16 protein-coding genes and 1 pseudogene are annotated in these 21118 nt (G+C 71.9%); 5 read left to right on the plus strand and 12 right to left on the minus strand.

Annotated elements, in window-relative coordinates:
• Window positions 1–83 precede the first annotated feature (83 nt).
• Window positions 84–1979 (plus strand): SMI1/KNR4 family protein, encoded by a 1896-nt coding sequence (locus tag ABZZ74_RS32440; RefSeq protein WP_356771033.1) that lies wholly within the window; start codon window positions 84–86, stop codon window positions 1977–1979.
• Window positions 1980–2197: 218 nt separating this feature from the next.
• Here ABZZ74_RS32440 and ABZZ74_RS32445 read toward each other — a convergent pair whose 3' ends face one another.
• From ABZZ74_RS32445 to ABZZ74_RS32470, 6 genes are all read right to left on the minus strand, one after another.
• Complete coding sequence (locus tag ABZZ74_RS32445; protein WP_356771035.1) at window positions 2198–4078, minus strand: DUF2264 domain-containing protein; 1881 nt, start codon at window positions 4076–4078, stop codon at window positions 2198–2200.
• The gene (locus ABZZ74_RS32450) at window positions 4075–5094 is read right to left on the minus strand and encodes a hydroxyacid dehydrogenase (RefSeq protein WP_356771037.1); all 1020 of its coding nucleotides are present in this window, start codon (window positions 5092–5094) and stop codon (window positions 4075–4077) included. Before ABZZ74_RS32450 ends, ABZZ74_RS32445 begins: the two co-directional genes overlap by 4 nt.
• 30 nt (window positions 5095–5124) lie before the next feature.
• A complete protein-coding gene (locus ABZZ74_RS32455) occupies window positions 5125–5988 on the minus strand; it encodes a carbohydrate ABC transporter permease (RefSeq protein WP_356771039.1) in 864 nt (287 codons plus the stop codon).
• Complete coding sequence (locus tag ABZZ74_RS32460) at window positions 5985–6962, minus strand: sugar ABC transporter permease (protein WP_356771041.1); 978 nt, start codon at window positions 6960–6962, stop codon at window positions 5985–5987. The genes ABZZ74_RS32455 and ABZZ74_RS32460 overlap by 4 nt, the downstream gene beginning before the upstream one ends.
• A gap of 118 nt (window positions 6963–7080) precedes the next feature.
• Window positions 7081–8415, minus strand: a complete 1335-nt coding sequence (locus tag ABZZ74_RS32465) for a sugar ABC transporter substrate-binding protein (protein ID WP_356771043.1) — start codon at window positions 8413–8415, stop codon at window positions 7081–7083.
• Between the two features lie 156 nt (window positions 8416–8571).
• On the minus strand, window positions 8572–9654 hold the full coding sequence (locus ABZZ74_RS32470) for a substrate-binding domain-containing protein (RefSeq protein ID WP_356771045.1): 1083 nt from the start codon (window positions 9652–9654) through the stop codon (window positions 8572–8574).
• Window positions 9655–9828: 174 nt separating this feature from the next.
• Between ABZZ74_RS32470 and ABZZ74_RS32475 the strand changes: the two genes are divergently transcribed.
• On the plus strand, window positions 9829–10698 hold the full coding sequence (locus ABZZ74_RS32475; protein ID WP_356771047.1) for a metallophosphoesterase: 870 nt from the start codon (window positions 9829–9831) through the stop codon (window positions 10696–10698).
• A 10-nt stretch (window positions 10699–10708) separates the two neighbouring features.
• On the opposite strand, the pseudogene ABZZ74_RS32480 reads toward ABZZ74_RS32475, so the two are convergent.
• The 5 genes and pseudogenes from ABZZ74_RS32480 to ABZZ74_RS32500 all read right to left on the minus strand — a co-directional run.
• A pseudogene (locus ABZZ74_RS32480) lies at window positions 10709–10855 on the minus strand (hemerythrin domain-containing protein); the annotation flags it as partial.
• A 107-nt stretch (window positions 10856–10962) separates the two neighbouring features.
• Window positions 10963–11454 carry a DUF1360 domain-containing protein gene (locus ABZZ74_RS32485; protein WP_356771049.1) on the minus strand — a complete coding sequence of 164 codons (492 nt, stop codon included), beginning with the start codon at window positions 11452–11454 and terminating at the stop codon, window positions 10963–10965.
• A 76-nt stretch (window positions 11455–11530) separates the two neighbouring features.
• A complete protein-coding gene (locus ABZZ74_RS32490) occupies window positions 11531–14905 on the minus strand; it encodes a pyruvate carboxylase (RefSeq protein WP_356771072.1) in 3375 nt (1124 codons plus the stop codon).
• 78 nt (window positions 14906–14983) lie between these two features.
• Window positions 14984–15466 (minus strand): (2Fe-2S)-binding protein, encoded by a 483-nt coding sequence (locus tag ABZZ74_RS32495; protein ID WP_356771051.1) that lies wholly within the window; start codon window positions 15464–15466, stop codon window positions 14984–14986.
• A 10-nt stretch (window positions 15467–15476) separates the two neighbouring features.
• Entirely contained in the window at window positions 15477–17537 is a 2061-nt protein-coding gene (locus tag ABZZ74_RS32500; RefSeq protein WP_356771074.1) for a molybdopterin cofactor-binding domain-containing protein, read from the minus strand.
• Between the two features lie 261 nt (window positions 17538–17798).
• Here ABZZ74_RS32500 and ABZZ74_RS32505 point away from each other — a divergent pair, with 261 nt between their 5' ends.
• The 3 genes from ABZZ74_RS32505 to ABZZ74_RS32515 all read left to right on the plus strand — a co-directional run bounded on the left by ABZZ74_RS32505 (window position 17799) and on the right by ABZZ74_RS32515 (window position 20893).
• The gene (locus ABZZ74_RS32505) at window positions 17799–19061 is read left to right on the plus strand and encodes a DUF3533 domain-containing protein (protein WP_356771053.1); all 1263 of its coding nucleotides are present in this window, start codon (window positions 17799–17801) and stop codon (window positions 19059–19061) included.
• A 149-nt stretch (window positions 19062–19210) separates the two neighbouring features.
• On the plus strand, window positions 19211–19570 hold the full coding sequence (locus tag ABZZ74_RS32510; RefSeq protein WP_356771055.1) for a DUF779 domain-containing protein: 360 nt from the start codon (window positions 19211–19213) through the stop codon (window positions 19568–19570).
• Between the two features lie 171 nt (window positions 19571–19741).
• Window positions 19742–20893 carry a phosphodiester glycosidase family protein gene (locus tag ABZZ74_RS32515; RefSeq protein ID WP_356771057.1) on the plus strand — a complete coding sequence of 384 codons (1152 nt, stop codon included), beginning with the start codon at window positions 19742–19744 and terminating at the stop codon, window positions 20891–20893.
• Between the two features lie 12 nt (window positions 20894–20905).
• On the opposite strand, the gene ABZZ74_RS32520 is transcribed toward ABZZ74_RS32515, so the two are convergent.
• On the minus strand, window positions 20906–21100 hold the full coding sequence (locus ABZZ74_RS32520) for a hypothetical protein (RefSeq protein WP_133046948.1): 195 nt from the start codon (window positions 21098–21100) through the stop codon (window positions 20906–20908).
• Window positions 21101–21118: the final 18 nt, after the last annotated feature.

The raw sequence follows: 21118 nt of genomic DNA on the forward strand, positions 1-21118 counted from the left end.
TTCACGCAGATCGGCGACGCGTGGCTCGTGAGCTCGCGGCCCGTGACGGGGCGCTGTCAGTGGTGGGTGGCAGCATCGGGCGTATGACGGACACCACGGCATTCGACTGGCGATCCTTTTTGCTCAGGTGGAGCGAGGAGTGGGCCGATTCCCTGCCGGACGGCGAGACGCGGAGCCAGGACGACGAGGCCGCCCGGCAGGCGCGGTGGCTGGGGTTCCCGGCCGCGTCCCAGGAGCGGATCACGGCGCTGGAGGAGCGTCTCGGCCGACGGATGCCCCCGTCGTACCGGGAGTTCCTCGAGGTCAGCGACGGGTGGCGGCATGCGGGTGGGTTCGTGTGGCTGCTGGCGGGGACCGAGGGCGCACGCTGGCACAACGACGCGTCAGGACTCGGGGAGATGTTCGAGGAGTACCTGGACGAGGACGCGGGGCCCGAGCAACGGCGGGAGGCGGACCTCTGGCGGCGCGGACTCCAGCTCGACCTCGAGTCCGACGCCACCTACGTCCTGATGGACCCCGAGGACGTGGGCGAGGACGGCGAGTGGGCGGTGTACACATGGGCGAGCTGGCGGGCCGAGCCACCCGAACGGCACGCGAACTTCCTTGAGTTCATGCGGGACATGCACCGGGAGTTCCACAGCCTGCGGGCTGACCGGAGCGACGGGGAGCCTGTGTTCGCCAACGCCACCACGCGAAAGCTGGACGCCCTGATGGACGAGGCCCGGCTGGAGGCGCTGCGCGGTGACTGGGAACGCGCCGCGAAGGGGTTGGACGAGGCCAAGGCGTACGGCAGACCGCGTGCCGCCGGACTAGGCGACCAGTTGCGCCGTCTGCTCGGACAGACCTACATGGTCTACTTCGACGGACTGGTGACGGACCCGCGTTACGCTCCCGAGCTGCTGCCGCCGCTGGTCGCCGAGCACGCGGCGCACTCGTACCGGGACGTCTCCACGCTGACCTTCCATCTGCGCGGAGCGGACGACGACCTCATGGCACTCGCCTACGCGACGTTGGAGCAGGTGAGGAACGGCACCTACCGGTACACCGCGGCGGGACCGTTCGGGGAAGCGGTCGACGCGGCGCGGGAGTTGGCGCGCTGGGGGGACACCGACGGGGCGTGGCGGACGCTGTTGAGGGCACTGCCGCTGTGGGAGCCGCTGGGTCCGGACCATCTGGCGCCGCTGGCCTGGGTGGCAGACCCGCTGCTGGGACCGCTGTTGACGCCTGAGCGAGGCCGCGAGCTGCTGTCCACGCCACGGGGTGGGCAGGCCGGTGAGGCGCCGGATGCGAGCCCCGGGCTCGACCCGGGCGGCATGGCATGGCTCGCGGAACCGGATCGGGGCAACAACCGCACGTCGTACCGGTTCGTCCTGGTGGAGGGCGTGGAGCCGGAGGAACTGCCCGGACGTCTCGCGGACGTGGACGGCGCCACGCTGAACGCACCCATGACCATCTGGGAGGCGCGCAGCGGCTCTCTGCAGGGCCGGCGCGAGTTCTCGTCGTACGACGACCGGGCCCTCATGGCGATCGGCCGGGCCGGCACCGGGTGGAGTTTCGCCTTCGACGGCGACCCCGCTCCGTTCGCCGGGCAACGGTTCGTCTCACCCGCCGCGACGGCCAGCGCCGGCACCCGCGCGGTGGTGGTGTGGAGCGGCCTGCGGACAGGGCACCGGGAGCCGTACTTCCATCTTTCGGTGGCACGAGACGGTGCCGAGCAGTACGCGTTCACCTACGCGGACGGTGAGATCCGGAAGAGCGGCGAGATACCGGGGCCGCTGGATCCGAGCCGGTTCTTCGGTGCTTCGCAGGGTGCGGCCGAGGCGGAACGGTCGCTTCTGGAAGCGGTGGCCGGGGAGTTCGGTGCGTCTCTGCCACGGCATGCCATCGTGAACGGGCGGCTGCACACGTTCGCCTCCCGTTCCTGGACACGTCCGCCGAGGGACGGCGAGACGTACATGGTGATCCGGGTGGGAGGGTAGGGCGGTCGGCGCGGCCGGTTTCCGGGGTCAGCCGCCGAGTGAGCGCCCACGGCGGGTCGGTCGTTCCGTCGCCGTCGTAGTCGCCGAGCGCCGGCGTCGCCGAACCGGTCTCCCGTCTCGGCGACGCCGACGACTCCCTTGGTGTCGAGGGCCCTGAGACCGACGCGGAGCGGAAATGGTTGGGCCACTCACTCAAGGCCGAACGGCGTCCCGAACCCCTACTCCACGAGCGACACCCTGAGCGGCTCCCACTCCACCCGTGTCCGTGCCCCGTCCCGCGCCCAGGTGACCTCCACCCGGGAGTCGCCGGCCTGCACACCGGAAACGGCTTCCGACAGGGCGACCGGCTCCGTGGTGAGGGCGGCCAGGGTCACATGGACGGTCGTGCCGCCCGAGCGGCCGGCCAGGCGAGGGACCTGGGCCCATGGGGTGTAGGCCGTTCCCTGGGGGGCGCGGATCGGGGTGGGCTCCTCGTCCCAGCCGTGCAGGGCGTGCAGGGCCGAGACGAGGGGTTCGTCCGGGCCGGTGGCCCAACCGGTCTGAGTGACACGGGAGTCGGCGGGCGCGCCGAGGACACGGTGGATCCGGAGTTCGTACGGCCCCCGGGCCACCGTCACGCTCTCCACCCGCAGCCCGGGCACCATCGGCGGGCCGGCGGTGTAGACCGGTCGGTGCCAGGAGGCGGCCCAGCCCCAGCCGGCACCACCGCCCGCTCCCAGCGGATGGAGGCGGCACCGGACGCTCCCCCGGCCGCCCACCTCGACGGACAGGTGGTTGTCGGCGGCATTGCCCTTCGCCGTCGGTCCCGTGTGCGTCGAGTACGCCAGCCGCCCGTAGTGCGGATCGTCCGCGCCCGCCGAGTCGCCCTCGTGCGGCCGTACGTGGTCGGTGCCGTGGTTGTGCAGTCGTACGATCCCGTCGGCGCGGGTCGACTGGAGCAGCAACCCGGGTGCCGGCAGGGCAAGGACACGGTCGGCCGTCTCGACCGGCGCGGGCTCCTCGCGGGCGGTCCACAGCGGATGGTTCGGTGGGGCGAGCAGGGCGACGAAGGCCTTTGAGGCCCAGTACGGCGAGGAGGGGCCGGAGTAGGTCTGCAGGGTCGCCTCGTGCGGGCCGTACCAGCCCAGGCTGAGCAGTCCGTCGTCGGTGAGGGCGCCCCGGTGAAGGAAGTGACGCAGGCTGCCGCTGATCAGGCGGCGGGAGGTGCCCGGGGTGAGCGGGGTGTGGCCGGTGACGGCGCCGAGGCCGACCGCGGCCGAGGCGGCGAAGCGGTAGGTCAGTGAGCGCCCGTAGTGCAGCGGCGCGCCGTTCGCGGCGAAGAACAGGGAGAAGGCGTCGAGATGTTCGCGCAGGCGGGCGCCGTACACGCCGTCGTCCGCGCCGGCGAGATGCGCGTCCAAGACCGGATACAGGTGCAGGGCCCAGCCGTTGTAGTGGTCGAAGGCGCGGGCGTCACCGTCGGTGTACCAGCCGTCGCCGACGTACCAGCCTTCCAGAAGGTCGCGTGCACGCTGCCGTACGGCCGCCGTCTCGGCGTCGCCTCGGCCCACCGACTCCAGGAACCCGGCGACGGTGTAGGGGAAGAGGTACCAGTTGTTCGGCGCGGGCGTGTGCCGCAGGGCGCCGCGCAGCCATTCCTCGGCGCGGTCCTGGACGTCGGCGTCGAGGTTCTTCCACAACCAGGGCGCGGTCATCCGCAGGCCGAGCGCGATGGACGCCGACTCGACCATGGGCTGGCCCTGGACGTGGTGGTCGAGGATCAGCGGCCAGGACTCGGTGTCATCACGGCCGGGCGTGCGAGTGCCGGCGGTGAGCCCGCTCGCGTAGCGCTCCAGCCAGCCGTGCGGGTCGGCGCCGCCGGCGCCCGCGACGCGGAAAGCGGCGGCGAGGAAGGTACGGGCGTAGCCTTCCAGGCCGTCGGAGCGCACGCCCGAGCGGGAGGGCCGTCCGGGCAGGTCGAGCAGGGCGCTGCCCGGGGTGCTCCAGCGCCAGGCGGCGGCCAGCAGACCGTCGGCGACCGCCTCCCAGTGGGCGCGGGTGTATCCGGTGTACGGGCCCGACTCCCGGTCCTCCGGGGGAAGTGGGAAGGGAAGGGTCATGCCGTGTACGCCAGCCTTTCGCGTCGTACGGGATGCAGGAAACCGGCGCCCGCGGCCCAACGGGCCGTCTCGGCGACGGCGAGTTCGGCCAGGCGGCCCCATTCGTTGCCCTGGGAGCCGGCCAGGTGCGGGGTGATGAGTACGTTGTCGCAGTCCCACAACGGGTGTTCGGGCGGAAGGACTTCGGGGTCGGTGACGTCGAGGACGGCCCGGATGCGGCCGGCCCGCGCGGCATCGGTGAGCGCGTCCTGGTCGATGACCGCGCCGCGTGCGGTGTTGATCAGGACGGAGCCGGGGCGCATCGCGTCGATCAGAGTCCGGCTGACCAGGCCGCGGGTGGCGGGCAGCAGCGGAGTGTGCACGCTGACCGTGTCGCTGCGCACGAACAGCTCCTCCAACTCGACGCGCATGGCGCCGAGTTCGGCAGCATCGGCGTCGGTGACGTAGGGGTCGTGCAGGAGGACGTCGAGGTCGTGGGAGCGCAGCAGCTCCATCACGCGGCGGCCGGTGAGGGAGGCGGAGAGGATGCCGACTGTTCGGCGGTGGTTGCCGACGGTGCGCGGGGTGCGCAGCCAGGGGGCGCGGACCCGGGTTGCGTGGTACTCGCGGGCGCGCTCCAGGACGTGTTTGCCGGTCAGCAGGATCATGGCGAGGGTGTACTCGGCGACCGGCAGGGCGTTGGCGGCGGCAGCCGAGGAGACCTCGATGCCGCGCTCCCAGCAGGCGGCGGTGATGTGTGCGCGAACGCTGCCCGCGGTGTGGACCACCGCACGCAGCCGGGGGGCCGCCGCCAGTGCGACCGCGTCCAGCGGCGGACAGCCCCAGCCGGTGACCAACAGGTCGACGTCGGCGAGGATTTCGCGGGCGCGCGGGGTGGTGAGGTCGTCGAGGGACGGGGGTGGGGCGAGGTCGCAGATCGCGGCGAGGGCTTCGAGGGACTCGGGGTCGAGGACGGCCGCGGCCGCGTCCCGGGACATGGCGAGGGCGGCGCGTGGACGGAACGTCGAGTCGGTCATGGGGGTGCGTGAACTCCTCAGCGAGCCGGGTTACTTGACGGAGCCCGCCGTCAGTCCGCTGCGCCAGAAGCGCTGCAGCAGGACGAAGGCGAGGATGAGCGGGAGGACGGCCAGCAGGGAGCCCATGATCACCACCGGGTAGTAGTCGGGTTCGACGGTGGCCTGACTGTTCCACGTGTACAGGCCGAGGCTGACGGGATACAGGTCCTGGTTGGAGAGCATCACCATCGGGAGGAAGAAGTTGTTCCAGATGGCGGTGAGCTGGAAGAGGAAGACGGTCACCAGGCCGGGACCGAGCATGCGCAGCGCCACCCGGGCGTATGTGGTCAGCTCCCCCGCGCCGTCGATGCGTGCGGCCTCCAGGACCTCGTCGGGGACGTAGCCCTGGCTGAAGATGCGGCCGAGGTAGACGCCGAAGGGATTGAACAGGACCGGGATGAACACCGCCCAGAAGGTGTTGACGAGCCCGGTGCCGGAGGCCATCAGGTACAGCGGCAGGGCGAGGACGGTCTGCGGGACCATGACGGCCGCCAGGACCAGCCCGAACAGCTTCTCCTTGTGCCGGAAGCGGTACTTGTCGAAGGCGTAGCCGCAGGCCACGCTCACCAGGGCGCCCAGCGCGGCGCCGAGGACGGCGTACAGCAGGCTGTTGAGGTACCAGCGGCCGTACTGGCCGCCGTCCATGGCGAACAGGTCGTGCAGGTTCTGGCCGAAGGAGAAGTCCTTCAGGGACAGGATGTTGCTGCCGAACAACGCGTCGCGGCTCTTGCCGGCGGCGAGCACCAGCCAGAGCACGGGCAGCAGGGTGTAGAGGACGGAGAGGGCGACCACGACATTGACGGTGGCCCGGCCCAGCATCCTCGGACGCAGCAGGGTGGTGTCGGCGGCGCTCATCGGGCCTCCTCCGTGCGGTCGAGCCGGCTGGTCCAGCGGGTGACGGCGTAGGACAGGGCGATGGTGCACAGCAGCAGGACGACCGAGGCGGCGGCGGCCAGGCTGTAGTTGTTGCGGGTGAAGGCGGCGTCGTAGATGTACATGCTCGGCGAGAAGCGGGAGCTGATCATCGGGGAGGACTGGCTGAGCAGCATCGGCTCGGTGAACAGCTGCAGGCCCCAGATCAGGGTGAACATGGCGACCATGACGATCGAGGCGCGCACCAGCGGGGTCTTGACCTGCAGTGCCGTGCGCACGGGTCCCGCGCCGTCGACGACGGACGCCTCGATCACCTCGCGGGGCACGGCCTGCAGGGCGGCGTAGAAGACCACCATGTTGTAGCCGAGGTTGCTCCACAGGGCGATGTTCACGATCGACGGGAGCACGGTGTGCAGCCCCAGGAAGTCGACCGTGATGTCGGCCTTGGCGAACAGTTCGACGACCGGGCTGATGCCGGGCGTGTACAGGTAGAGCCAGATCAGGGCGGCGATGATGCCGGGCACGGCGTGCGGCAGGAACAGGCCCAGCTGGGCCGAGGCCCGCAGCCGTACGACGCCGGAGTCCAGCAGCAGCGCCAGGACCAGGGAGCCGATGACCATGAGCGGGATGTAGACCAGGCAGTACAGGGCGACCGTGCCGAGCCCGGACAGGAACGTCGGGTCGGTCAGGACGGCCGCATAGCTGCGGAAGCCGACGAAGATGGTGCGGGCGGTGCCGAAGCCGAGGCCCGGATGGTCGTCGCCGTAGAAGCTGAGGTAGACGGCGGTGCCCACGGGGATCAGGAAGACGGTCACCAGCAGGGCGAAGAAGGGCGCCATCAGGACGCCACAGGCGCCGAGTTGACGGCGCCGGGCCGCCTTGCGGGTGCGGTGGGCGGGGGCCGGCGCGGTGCCGGGGAGTGCGGCGGGCGGGGCGTGCTGGGTGGTCGCGGCCACGGGGTTCACCTGCCTTTCGGGCGGCTCAGGTGGGTGCGGGATGCCTTGCCGGTGGCTCGGATGCGGGCGGGGTGCCTTGCCGGTGGCTCGAATGCGGTGCGGATGCCTTGCCGGTGGCTCAGGTGCTGTGCTGGGTGGTGGACAGGCCCAGGGCCTTCAGGTCGGGCATCGTGCCGTCCTGGGCCGCGCGCACCGCGTCGATGAGGCTGCCCTGGCCGCCGCCGACGCGGGCGAAGCCGTCCTGCATCACCTTGCCGGTGGCGGTCATCCGCGGACCCCACACCCAGCCGTCGCGGATCTTGCGGGCCTCCTGGTCGAAGAGGGTGTAGATGTCCTGCCCGCCGTAGTACGAGCGGTCGAAGGCGTTGCGGTCGACGGGGACAAGACCGGGCACGGCCGGGTACTGGCTGCTCGCGCCGCTGGAGAGCCGGGCGCGCAGGGCGTCCGGGTGGGAGACCTGCCACTCGATGAACTCCATGGCGGCCTCGGGGTGCCGGCTGTCCTTGGTGACGGCGAAGGTGGAGCCGCCGTGGGTGCCGATGGCCGGGTGGCTCTCGTCCCACTGCGGCAGCGGCGCGATCCGCCACTTCCCCTTCTGCTGGGGCTGCTTCTTCATCTGCGCACCCGCGTCCCAGGCGCCGGTGAGCCGGGCCAGCACCAGGCCGCCGGCGACCTGCGCGTCGTACTGGCGGCTGTCCATGGCGTTGACGAACACGACGTCCTCGTCCATGAGTTTCTGCCAGTACGACGCCACGCGCCGGGTGGGCGCGTCGGCGAGGGAGACGTTCCAGGCACCGTGGGAGGTGTCGAACCACTGGGCGCCGGCCTGCCAGCAGTACGCCGCGAACGGGGTGGCGAGGCTGTCGGTGGGGAACAGCGCCAGCCGGCGTTCCGGCGCCTTGCGTTTGACCGTGTGCGCGAGTTCGGCGAACTCGTCCCAGGTGCGCGGGACATGGAGGCCGTACTGCTCGAACAGGTCTGTGCGGTAGTGCATGACCATCGGCTCGACGTCCAGCGGGACGCTGAAGATGCGGCCCTGGAAGGTGGTGAGGCCGAGGGCCTGCGGCAGGAGCTTGGCCTTGAGGGTGTCGCTGATCATGCCGCTGATGTCGCGGGCGACGCCGTCGATGGCGAAGCCGGGTATCTGCGGGTACTCGATGGTGGCCACGTCCGGCGCGTTGCCGGCCCGGGCGGCGTTGGAGAGCTTGGCGTAGCCGCCCTGGGTGCCGGACGGGATCTGCTGGAAGTCGACCTGGAGACGGTCGTGGGTGCGGTTGAACGCGTCCACCACCTGCTGGCTGCCCCGCAGGGCGGACCAGAAGGTGATGCGCGTGGTCCCGCTGGTGCTGCCCGCCGAGGTGGCGCCCTGTCCGCTGCAGGCGCTCACGGCACCGGTCAGCGGCAGGGCGGCCATCGCGGCGAGCACGGATCGACGGCTGCGTCGACCAGGCATCGGGCCTCCCGAGGCTCCTGCGTGCCCGGGTGGGCACGACCTGTTCGAGTCACCGGAATCCTCCGTGGCCCACGAGAAACGGTCAATAGATCGATCAGAAGAAAATAAAGCGGTCAAACGCTCATCGGGTGGAATACGGCTCCTGGGGCCCCCGTGTCACAGGGCGCGCGTCGAGCCGCGCACCGTGAGGGTCGGCAGCAGTTCGACGCGCTGCACCGAGCGCGTCCCCTCGCCGTGGGTGCCGTCCAAGCGCCGCAGCAGCAGCTCCGCCGCCACCCGGCCGACCTCGCCCTTGGGCGGTGACACCGCCGTCAGCGGCGGGCTGCCGAGACCGGCCACCACGTCGTCGTAGGCGACGACCGAGCAGTCCTCGGGGACGCGCACACCGTTCTCGGCGAGCTGCTGCACCAGCATCAGCGCGTCCACGTCGCCGTGCAGGACGGCGGCCGTCGCGCCCGCCTTGCGCAACAGCGCGGCCAGGTCCGTCACATCGGTGGGTTGCTGGTCGAGGGCGCCCCGGGAGGAGCTCAGCGCCCAGGCCCACTCCTCGACCAGGGGGTGATCGCCGGCGATCTCGGTGAGCGCGGCGCGCAGGGTGCGGGCGGTGGGGCTGTCGTCGCGGGTCGCGAAAACGAGGCGCCGGTGGCCGAGGCCGACCAGGTGCTCGACGGCGAGGTGGGCGCCGTACCAGTGGTCGGAGCAGACCGAGTCCATGGCGTGCAGGGCGCTGCCCTTCGGGGGGCGGCGCTCCATCAGCACCGTCGGCACGTCCAGCGCGGCGAGCCAGCGGTAGTCGTCCTCCTCCGCCGCCGGGCTGCGCCAGCGGGGCGCGAGCAGCACCGCGCGGGCCCCGTCGGCGAGCGCCCGCTCCACCTGGGGGCGTTCGGCCCCGGGCACCTGCGGGGCGATGTGCAGGGCGACCCGCAGACCGGCGGCGTCCAGGACGGTCCGCGCGCCGTGCAGGGCCTCGTAGAGGTAGGAGTGCCGCTCGGGCACCACCACGGCCACGGTGTCGCCCTCACCGGTGGCGCGCTCGGGCAGCTCCTGGGCAGGCAGGGTGGAGCGGACCACACCGTGGCCGCGCCTGAGCCTGCCCTCGCGGGTCAGCTCCTCGACGTCCCGGCGGACGGTCACCACCGACACCTGCAGTTCGGCGGCGAGGTCGGCGACCCGTGCCGTTCCGCGTGCCTGCACCGCGGCGAGGATCCGCCGCCGTCTGAGATCGACCGGCTCACGCATACGGCCTCCGCCCCGGGAATGTTCGTTTGAGCGATCTGGCCACCATCATACGATCGGCAGCGTCGGCCACCATCCCTGGAGTGGATATCCGCTTGCCCGTCCGCCCCCCGCCCGCGAGGCTCGACGGATGCGACAACAAAGACCAGAGACACAACCACGACAGGGGAGCGGCATGTGAAGGTCGCGTTCTTCGGGGACGTCCACGGATGCGTACTGCACGCGCTGGGCGCCGCGGTGCTGGTGCAGAAGCGGCGCGGGATCCGGCTCGACGCGCTGATCCAGGTCGGCGACCTGGGCGCGTTTCCCGCGCCGGAACGGTGGGACGAGGCCAGTCGGCGGTTCGGCGCGGACCAGCCGGCGCAGAGCGACTTCTTCCGGCTGCTCGACCCATCACCCCAACTGGCCGACGCGGTACGCAGGGCGCTGGAGCAGGTTCCCGCGTTCCACTTCGTCAGCGGCAACCACGAGGACCACGCGTGGCTGGCCACCCTGCACCAGAACTGCCTGTCGGCCGTGACTCCGGTGGACCCGCTCGGCGCCTACCGCCATGTCGCCTGCGGCAATGTCGTCGAGATCGCCGGTCTGCGCACCGCCTTCATCGGGCTGATCGAGTCGGAGGCGATGGACTTCGACCCCGACGCGTACGCCCGGCTGATGGACGTCGAACCGGGCAGCGTGGACCTCCTGATCACCCACGACGGCCCCTACGGCATGTCCGAGTGGCGCGGCACCGTCCAGGGTTCCCCCAAGCTGACCCGGCTCATCGAGCATCTGCGGCCGCCCCTGCACGTCAGCGGCCACTACCACCACCCCAACGGGCCGCGTCGGTACGGCCCGACGACCTCGTACGCCCTCGCCCAGCTGGTGCGTCCGAAGGCCGACGGAAGAAGCGGTGCGCCGATCAACCCGCGGCAGCAGGTCACACCCGGGAGCATCGGTCTGCTCGACACCGACACCCGCGGCTTCGAGTACGTCCACGACCCGTGGCTCGCCGACGTCAGCGGCGACGACCTCGGCCTGGACGCCTTGGTCGCCGCACGTTGAACACCTGAGGTCAGCCGTCCTCGCCCATCGCCTTGCGGACGGCGTCACGGGTGCGGTCGATCACCGCTGCGAAGGGGCCCAGGGTGAGGTTCTTCGCCGCGGACTCACTGCCGGGGTGCGGGTGGGTTGGAGCCATGGCCTCGACGGCGCTGCGCGCCGCCTGAGCTGCTCCCACCACGTCTCGCCCGGGTCGACCAGCGACTCGTAGGAAGTCCTCCAGGACGCCGAACTCGTAGGCCCGCTCGAGGTAGGGCTCTAGGGGAATCACTCGACGCTCTGCTGGGTCCAGGTCCAGGCGTACTGCAGCCAGTCGGCCAGGGTCACCGCGCCCAGGCCCGCGCAGACCAGCCGGGTGGCCCGGGGGACGGTGGTGTACCCGCAGACCAGGGCGCCGGCCGCCCAGACCGAGACGCAGAAGGGGCAGGACACCAGGTCGCCCACGGCCCGGCGCACCCCCTTGCCGCGCGGCTCGTCCATGACCTCCGCGGCCTCACCGTCCCCCTTGCGCTCGGTGAACGGCGCCCGCACAAAGCTGGTGATCTTGTCGTTGGCCAGCAGCCGGGAGGCCTTGTACGCGGCCGCTCCCATCAGGGCGACGTCCCACGGCGGCACGTCCCGGGGCGGCCGTACGCCGCGCGCCCGGACCGCGGCGGTGAAGGCCGCGACGCCCGTCGCGAAGGTGCCGGCGAGCACGGCGTACCCCGTCAGGGGGGTGTCGTCCTGGTCGTCGTAGCGTGCGGTGTCGGCAGCAGTCATGGCGCCCTCTCCGGCGGTTCCGATGGGCCGTACCGGGTTTCCCGATACGGCCGTCGGAATCGCCGCGAGAAGGGGTTCAGCCGATCTCGACCAGCAGGTCGCCGCCCTCCACCTGCTGGATCCGGTTGATGGCGAGGCGGGTCACGCGGCCCGCCCTGGTGGCGGTGATCGCGGCCTCCATCTTCATCGCCTCGATGGTGGCCACGGTCGCGCCGGCGTCCACCTCGTCGCCCTCGGCGACCGCGAGGGTGACCACACCGGCGAACGGCGCGGCGACATGGCCGGCGTTGCCCCGGTCGGCCTTCTCGGTGACCGGGATGTCGGAGGCGGCGGCCGTGTCCCGCACCTGGATCGGGCGGAGCTGGCCGTTCAGGGTCGACATCACCGTGCGCATACCGCGCTCGTCGGCCTCGCCGACCGCCTCCAGCTCGATCAGGAGCCGCACGCCGGGCTCCAGGTCGACGGAGTACTCCTTGCCCGGGCGCAGGCCGTAGAAGAAGTCCTTGCTGTCCAGGACGCTGGTGTCGCCGTAGGCGGCGCGGTGGGCCTCGTACTCGCGGGTCGGGCCGGGGAACAGGAGGCGGTTGAGGGTGGCGCGGGGCTCCTTGGCCAGGCCCTCGCGGTCCTCCGGCGTCAGCTGCTGCACGGGCTTGGCCGGGCCGCGCCCCTCGAGCGCCTTGCTGCGGAACGGCTCGGGCCAGCCGCCGGGCGGGGTGCCCAGCTCACCGCGGAGGAAGCCGATGACCGAGTCGGGGATGTCGTAGCGGTTGGGCGCCGCCTCGAAGTCCTCGGGGCTGACGCCCGCGCCGACGAGGTGCAGCGCTAGGTCGCCGACCACCTTGGAGGACGGGGTGACCTTGACCAGTCGGCCCAGGATGCGGTCGGCGGCCGCGTACAGGTCCTCGATGTCCTCGAAGCGGTCGCCGAGGCCCAGCGCGACGGCCTGAGTGCGCAGGTTGGAGAGCTGTCCGCCCGGGATCTCGTGGTGGTAGACGCGCCCGGTCGGGGAGGCGAGGCCCGCCTCGAAGGGGGCGTAGACCTTGCGGACGCTCTCCCAGTACGGCTCCAGGTCGCCGACCGCCTGCAGGTCCAGCCCGGTGGGCCGGTCGGAGTGGTCGGTCGCGGCGACGATCGCCGACAGGGAGGGCTGGGAGGTCGTACCGGCCATGGAGGCGACCGCGCCGTCCACGGCGTCCGCGCCCGCCTGGATCGCGGCGAGGTAGGTGCCGAGCTGGCCGCCCGCCGTGTCATGGGTGTGCAGGTGCACCGGCAGGTCGAACTCGCGGCGCAGCGCCGAGACGAGCTTGGCGGCGGCCGGGGCGCGCAGCAGGCCGGCCATGTCCTTGACCGCCAGGACATGGGCGCCGGCCTCGACGATCTGCTCGGCGAGGCGCAGGTAGTAGTCGAGCGTGTACAGACGCTCGTTCGGGTCGGACAGGTCCGAGGTGTAGCAGAGGGCGACCTCGGCGATCGCGGTGCCGGTCTCGCGCACGGCGTCGATGGCGGGGCGCATCTGGCCGACGTCGTTGAGGGCGTCGAAGATGCGGAAGATGTCGATGCCGGTGGCGGCGGCCTCCTGCACGAAGGCGTCGGTCACCTCGGTGGGGTACGGGGTGTAGCCGACGGTGTTGCGGCCGCGCAGCAGCATCTGCAGACAGATGTTGGGCACGGCCTCGCGCAGGGCGGCCAGCCGCTCCCAGGGGTCCTCGGCGAGGAAGCGCAGGGCGACGTCGTAGGTGGCACCGCCCCAGCACTCCAGGGAGAGCAGCTCGGGCAGGGTGCGGGCGACGACGGGCGCGACGGCGAGCAGGTCCTTGGTGCGCACCCGGGTGGCGAGCAGGGACTGGTGGGCGTCGCGGAAGGTGGTGTCGGTGATGCCGATGGTCGGCGACTCGCGCAGCCGGCGGGCGAAGCCCTCCGGGCCGAGTTCGACCAGCTTCTGCCGGGAGCCCGCGCGCGGCTCGCCCTCGGGCAGCGGGGGCAGCTTGGTGACCGGCTCGATCAGCTCGGGGCGCTCGCCGTGCGGCTTGTTGACCGTGACGTCGGCGAGGTAGGTCAGCAGCTTGGTGCCGCGGTCCGCCGAGGAACGCGCCGTCAGCAGATGCGGGCGCTCCTCGATGAACGAGGTCGTCACCCGTCCCGCCTGGAAGTCCGGGTCGTCCAACACCGCTTGCAGGAAGGGGATGTTGGTGGCCACACCCCGGATGCGGAACTCGGCGACGGCCCGCCGGGCCCGTCCGATGGCGGCCTTGAAGTCCCGGCCCCGGCAGGTGAGTTTCACCAGCATGGAGTCGAAGTGCGCGCTGATCTCCGTACCGGCGTGGGTGGTTCCGCCGTCCAGACGGATGCCGGAGCCGCCGGGCGAGCGGTAGGCGCTGATGCGGCCGGTGTCCGGGCGGAAGCCGTTGGCGGGGTCCTCGGTGGTGATACGGCACTGCAGGGCCGCGCCGTGCAGCTTCACCGTCTCCTGGGACAGACCGAGGTCGGCGAGGGTCTGGCCGGAGGCGATGCGCAGCTGGGCCTGGACCAGGTCGACGTCGGTGACCTCCTCGGTGACCGTGTGCTCGACCTGGATGCGCGGGTTCATCTCGATGAAGACGTGGTTGCCGTCCCGGTCGAGCAGGAACTCGACGGTGCCGGCGTTGCGGTAGCCGATCTCGCGGGCGAAGCGGACGGCGTCGGCACAGATGCGGTCGCGCAGGGCCGGGTCCAGGTTGGGCGCCGGGGCCAGCTCGATGACCTTCTGGTGACGGCGCTGGAGGGAACAGTCGCGCTCGAAGAGGTGGATGACGTTGCCCTCGCCGTCGGCGAGGATCTGCACCTCGATGTGGCGGGGGTCGACGACCGCCTTCTCCAGGAAGACGGTCGGGTCGCCGAACGCGGACGCGGCCTCACGGGAGGCGGCCTCGATGGACTCGCGCAGCGCGGCCGGGTCCTCGACCCGGCGCATGCCACGGCCGCCACCGCCGGCGACGGCCTTCACGAACACCGGGAAGCCGATCTCCTCGGCCGCGCGCACCAGTTCGTCGACGTCGTTGGAGGGCTGGGAGGAGCCGAGCACCGGGACGCCGGCCGCGCGGGCGGCGGCCACGGCACGGGCCTTGTTGCCGGTCAGCTCCAGCGTCTGCGCGCTGGGCCCGACGAAGGTGATGCCCGCTTCCTCGCAGGCCTTGGCCAGCTCGGGGTTCTCCGACAGGAAGCCGTAGCCGGGGTAGACGGCGTCGGCGCCGGCCTTGCGGGCCGCGCGGACGATCTCCTCCACCGACAGATAGGCCCGTACGGGATGGCCGGGCTGGCCGATCTCGTACGCCTCGTCGGCTTTCAGCCGGTGGAGCGAGTTGCGGTCCTCGTGCGGGAAGACGGCGACCGTCCTGGCACCCAGCTCGTAGGCGGCACGGAATGCCCTGATCGCGATCTCACCACGGTTGGCGACCAGCACCTTGCGGAACATCGCCGCTCCCTTCAGCCTGCCGATGACGTCCCCCATGGTGTCGGTGACATGCCTCCCTGGCCATGTGAGCCGGGCCACTCAAGGGGTGATTTTCGGCGTCGCCGTGTTGATCTCCGCCGCGGCCTTCTCGATGGCCTCCCGGATCCGGCTGTAGGTGCCGCACCGGCAGACGTTCTCGATGCCGTCGATGTCGGCGTCCGTGGGGTGGGGTGTCCGCTTCAGCAGGGCGACCGCGGCCATGATCTGGCCCGGCTGGCAGAAGCCGCACTGGGCGACGTCGCGCTCCAGCCAGGCCTGCTGCACGGGATGCAGGGTGTCGCCGTCGGCCAGGCCCTCGATGGTGGTGACCTTCCGGCCCGCGCAGTCCTCGACCTTGACGACGCAGGGCTGGATCTCGTCGCCGTCGAGGTGGCTGGTGCAGGCGCGGCAGACGCCGACTCCGCAGCCGTACTTGGGGCCGGTGACGTGCAGCAGGTCGCGCAGGACCCACAGCAGGGGCATGTCGGCGGGGGCCTCGACGGTGACCTTCTCGCCGTTGAGGGTGAAGGAGTAGGAGGGCATCGGGTCCTTCTCAGAAGCTCAGCGGGAAACGGCGCGGCTTGGTGCCGGTCGCGCGGGCGTAGGCGTTGGCGACGGCTCCGGAGGCTGCCGGCACCCCCAGCTCCCCGGCGCCTCCCGGGTCCGCCGTGGACGGCATGAGGTGCGCCTCGAAGCGCAGCGGGGCGTGGCGCTGCCGGGCCCAGTGGAAGTCGGCGAAGCTGCCCTCGCGCACGGCACCCCGGTCGATGTGCAGGCCGGCCGACAGCACCGTGGAGATCCCGTCGATCGCCGTGCCCATGAGCTGGGCCTCGATGCCCCGGGGATTGATCACCGTGCCGACGTCGGCGGCCATCACCACGCGGGTCACCCGGGGCTGCCGGGGATCGGTCGCGTCGATCTCCGCGAGGCAGGCCACGCAGGAGCCGTACTCCTCGTGCACGGCCACGCCCTGTCCGTGCCCGGCGGGCAGGGCCCGCCCCCAGCCCCCGGCCCGGGCGACCTTGTCCAGCACGGCCCGGACGGACCCGCTGCGCAGGGTCGTACGGCGGAAGGCGACCGCGTCCTCGCCGAGGCTCGCGGCGATCTCGTCGACGAGGATCTCCTCCGCGGTGCGCGCGGTTCCGGAGTCGACCGACCGCCAGGCGCCGAGCGGTATCGGGAGGTCGACCCCGGCCGAATCCCCGGACAGGTGGCCGAAGTTGTAGAGCCCGGAGTCACTGGGCGCGGGTCCGGACGCGCGCCGTACGAAGGAGGCCTGGTCGACCCCGCTCTTCCCGGACGACTCGTTGACCGAGGCCATCGCGTGGGCGAAGGCGATCACGCGGCCGCCCTGGTGGCTGGCGCGGATGCGGTGGTGGCTGGCGGGGCGCATCCGGCCGTGCCGGGTGTCGTCGTTGCGGCTCCACATCAGCTTGACGGGCCGCTTGGCGGCCTTCGAGATCAGGGCCGCCTCGATCGCCGCGTCGAAGGTCAGCCGTCGCCCGAACGAGCCGCCGCCGCGGATCACATGCACCGTGACGGCGGAGGCGGGCAGTCCGACGGCGGACGCGATGGTGTCGCGCGCCTCCATCGGGGTCTGCGTGGAGAACCACAGCTCCGCCCGGTGGGCGCGCACGTCCGCGATCGCGGTCAGCACCTCCATCGGCGCGTGGCTGACGAACGCGAACTCGAACTCCCCCTGCACCTGGGTCGATCCGCGCGGCGGTGAGCCCAGCGCGGGGAGCGCGGCCCGCAGCCGGGAGCGGATGCCGGCATCGGACAGCGAGGCCATCGGGCCCGGCGCCCACCTGATCTTCAGGGCGTCCCGGGCGGTGAAGGCGTGGTGGAAGGACTCGGCGACCACCGCGATCCCGCCGGGCACCCGCACGACGGCGTGGACGCCCGGCAGGGCGCGCGCCGCCCGGTCGTCGACCGAGACGACCCGGCCGCCGAGCGTCGGCGGCCTGGCCACCACGGTCGGCTTCGCCCCGGCCACGGACAGGTCTCCGGTGAACTCGGCCTTTCCGGTGACGATGTCCCGGGCGTCGATCCGGTTCGTCGGCCGGCCGATCACCTTGTGCCGGGCGGCCGGGCGGGGCCGGGCGGAGACCTCGGCACGGCGGATCCGGGCCGCGTCCGCGCTGAGCGAGCCGAAGCTCGCCTTACGGCCGTCGGGGGCGACGACCATGGTGTCCCGGGTGTGCAGGGTCCGGGCGGGCAGGTGCCAGCGGTGCGCGGCCGCGGTCACCAGTCTGGCGCGGGCCGTGGCGGCGAGCCGGCGTGCGGGGTCGTACAGCGATCGGACGGAACTGGAGCCGCCGGTGGACTGGTTGCCCTTGGTGCGGGCGTCCGCGAGGGGGATGTCGACGTCGGCGAGGCGGGCGTCCAGCTCCTCGGCGATCATCATGGCGACGGCGGTGGTGACACCCTGGCCGACCTCGACCCGGGGCAGCCGTACGACCACCCGGTTCGCCTTGGTGACCTCCAGGACCAGCATCTCGTCGTCGTCACCGGTGGCCACCGCGCCGGCGGGCTCGGAGCCCTGGGCCCTGGAGGTGTCGCAGGCGAGCGGGGCGGCGACGGTGAGGGTGGCGGCGGACAGCGAGTAGACCATGAACCTGCGGCGGGAGACCGCGCGCGGTTCGGGAGGGGAGGACTCGGTGCGGTCCAACGGACACTCCTCGGGTGTGTCGCCCACTACGTCAACCGGTAGGAGGGCGCGGCCGTCCTGTGGGTTGCCTGAGAGGTACGGACGGGAGCGGGGACGGGTTCATGGCGTTCGGACAGGTTGCGGTCGTCCGCCCATTGTCGTCCGTAGGCTCTGGGGTGCGCAGCTGTGCGGTAGACGCCCCGCCCCCACGACTTAGGGAGAACCATGGCCGACGCCAGTCCCCCGGCCCGTGCCGTCACCCTGCTGGGCCGCCCCAAGCTGTGGCTGATGCCCACCCTGCTGACCGGGCTGCTCGCCCTGTTGCTGTCCCTCCTCTACATGGGCGGCGTCGTGAACCCGCAGGGCGATCTGCGCCATCTGCCCATCGCCCTGGTCAACGGCGACACGGGCAGACCGCCGGCCGGTCAGCGGCAGAACGCAGGCACGCAGATCGCCGCCGCCATCACCTCCGACACCTCCAGCGACAAGGCGGCGTGGCGCACCCTGACCCTCGCCCAGGCGCAGGAACAGCTCGACTCCGGGAAGGTGTACGGCGCCCTGGTCATCCCGGCGAACTTCACGGACTCCGTCACCGCGCTCGCCACCAGCGACGCCACCGAGCGGCCCACGATGACGGTACTGACCAACCCCGGCAAGGGCAGCCTGGGTTCCTCCCTCGCCAGTCAGATCACCACGCAGGCCGCGCACCAGGCGTCACAGACCATCGGCAAGCAGCTCACCCGGGCGGACGCGCGGGCCAACGCCACGACCAAGCTGCTGCTGGCCGACCCGGTCAACGTCGTCACCCAGGTCGGCCATCCCCTCGGCAGCCACAGCGGCCTGGGCCTGAGCGCCTTCTACTACACCCTGTTGCTGGTGCTGGCCGGCTTCATCGGCGGCAACGTCATCAGCAACGCCGTCGACACCTCGCTCGGCTACGCCGACAACGAGATCGGCCCCTGGCACACCCGGCTGCCCACGGTCCCGATCAACCGCACGCAGACCCTGCTGCTGAAGATGGCCATGACCGCGGGCATCACGGTCCTCACCGTCTCCCTGATCATGCTCGCGACGATCACCATCCTGGACATGGACGCGAGCCACCTCCCCCTGCTGTGGATCTACTCCTACTGCGCCTCGCTCGCCGTCGGCCTCGGTGTGCAGGCCATCAACGCCGCGTTCGGCGGGATCGGCCAGCTGGTCTCCATGTTCGTCTTCATCGTGCTGGGCCTGCCGTCCTCCGGAGCCACCGTCCCCCTGCAGGCCGTCCCCGGCTTCTACCGCTTCCTCTCCAACTTCGAGCCCATGCGCCAGCTCAGCGACGGAGTGCGCGCCATCCTCTACTTCGACGCCCGCGGTGACGCCGGCCTGACCCGCTCCTGGATCATGATCGCCATCGGCGCGGCCCTCGCCCTGCTCTTCGGCTTCGCCATGACCCGCTACTACGACCGCAGGGGCCACGCCCGCCTGACGCCCCAGCCGGCCTGAGCCCTCACCGCCCCTCCGCCCCCGGGAGCCCGAGGAGCCGGTCGACGACGGGATGCGGGCGGCGGTCCGCCCGGATCATGCGCAACCCTGCCGGTCCGTAGAGAGGGTGTGCAACCCTCTCGCAACCTCGGGTGTGCTGCCCTGGCCCCATGGACGAGGAGACCCCGCGTGTCGAGCTCACCCCCGCGGCCGCCGAGTTGCTGCGCCGGCTGCGGGCCACGCACGGACCGCTGATGTTCCACCAGTCCGGCGGCTGCTGCGACGGCAGCGCGCCCATGTGCTACCCCGACGGCGAGTTCCGCCCCGGCGGCTCGGACGTGCTGCTGGCGGAGCTGGAGGTCGAGGGCGTGCCGGAGCCGGTGACGTTCTGGATGGCGCGAAGCCAGTACGAGGCCTGGAGCCACACCCGGCTGATCGTGGACGTCGTGGCGGGCCGTGGCAGCGGTTTCTCGCTGGAGGCACCCGAGGGGGTGCGTTTTCTCACCCGTTCTCGTGTAGTCGACGCCTAGCCACCCCGCGGGTCTCGGTCTTCTGCTGCACTTCCCTTGGTACCCGGGACAGTTGACGAGACCTCAGGGGGCAGTGTGACGCATCGTCAAAGGCGTTTACCGGCAGGCAGATCCAACAGATCCGTACTCGCTCTTCTCACCGCATTCGGCGCGCTGGCCGGTGCCGCCCTGGTGGGGGCGGCACCGGCCAGCGGCGTACCCGCCGTCTCCGCGATAGCGAAGGGCGTCACCTACCGGCAGTTCGACGTCCAGGGGTCGAAGGGGCTCACCCATGCCCATCTGGTGACCGTCGACCTGCGCGACCCGCACGTCCGGCTCGACCTGCTGTACCCGGGCGCGGTGGCCGCACGGGCGCCCGTCTCCCTGCTCGCCGACGCCGGGGGCGCGGTCGCGGGCGTCAACGGCGACTTCTTCAACATCACCGAGACCCAGCACCCGGGCGTCGACGCCACCGGCTCCACGGACGGACCGGCGATCGCGAACGGTCACCCGCTGAAGGCGTCCGTGCCGGACGGCCAGCGTTTCGGCCCGGCGCTTCCGCCCGGCACCAGCACCGAGGACGTGCTCGGGGTGGGCATCGACCGCAGGGCCCGGCTGGACCACCTGGCCCTCCAGGGGACGGTCCGCACACCGGCGGGGCGCCTGCCGCTCGGCGGGTTCAACCAGTTCGCGCTGCCGGTGAACTCGGTGGGCGCGTTCACCTCGGACTGGGGCGGCGTCTCCCGGCTGCGTGCCACCTGCGGCACGGACACCGACCGGGCGGCCGCGTGCAGCAAGGACACCTACGAGGTGACGGTCCGGCACGGCCGGGTGGTGTCGACGTCGGCCACACCGGGTGCCGGCGCGATCGCGACGGGCACCACGGTCCTCCTCGGCCGGGAGGCGGGCGCTGACCGGCTGCGCAGGCTCGTGAAGGGCGAGCGGGTGAAGGTGACGCACCGTCTGGTCGCGGCCACCTCCAAGATCCCGTACCGCTTCGCCCTCGGCGGCTACCCGGTGCTCAGGGGCGGACGGCCGCCGGCCGGGCTGGACAACGGCACGGCGGCGGTGCGGACGGCCGTCGGCATCGCGGACGGCGGCAGACGGGTCCTGCTGTTCGCACTCGACGGCGCGCCCCAGTACCGCAAGGGCCTGACGATCGCCGAAGTGGCGGCCGAGATGCGGGCGTTGGGCTCGGTGGACGCCTTCAGCCTGGACGGCGGCGGCTCGACCACCCTGGTCGCCCGGGCACCGGGCGCGAGCGGCGTGACCGTACGCAATCATCCGTCCGGGGACGCGGAGCGCCCGGTCCCCAACGGCATCGGGGTCTTCGTCAAGCGGTGACCGCGCACGGCCTCACGGATGCAGACTGCTGACGATGTCGGCGGTCGCCGTGAGGCCGCTGTGGATGGTGGGCGCCATGCTGGTGCCGGCCAGGAAGAAGCCCAGCAGCATGCAGACCAGGGCGTGCGAGAACTTCAGCCCGCCGCTGCGCAGGAAGATCACCGCCAGGATCAGGAACAGCAGCACCACAGAGATGGAAATCGCCATCGTCAACCTCCTCCGCCA

Origin of the sequence: Streptomyces sp. NPDC006476, assembly GCF_040612015.1 — a bacterium.
Classification (GTDB): Bacteria; Actinomycetota; Actinomycetes; order Streptomycetales; family Streptomycetaceae; genus Streptomyces; species Streptomyces griseorubiginosus_B.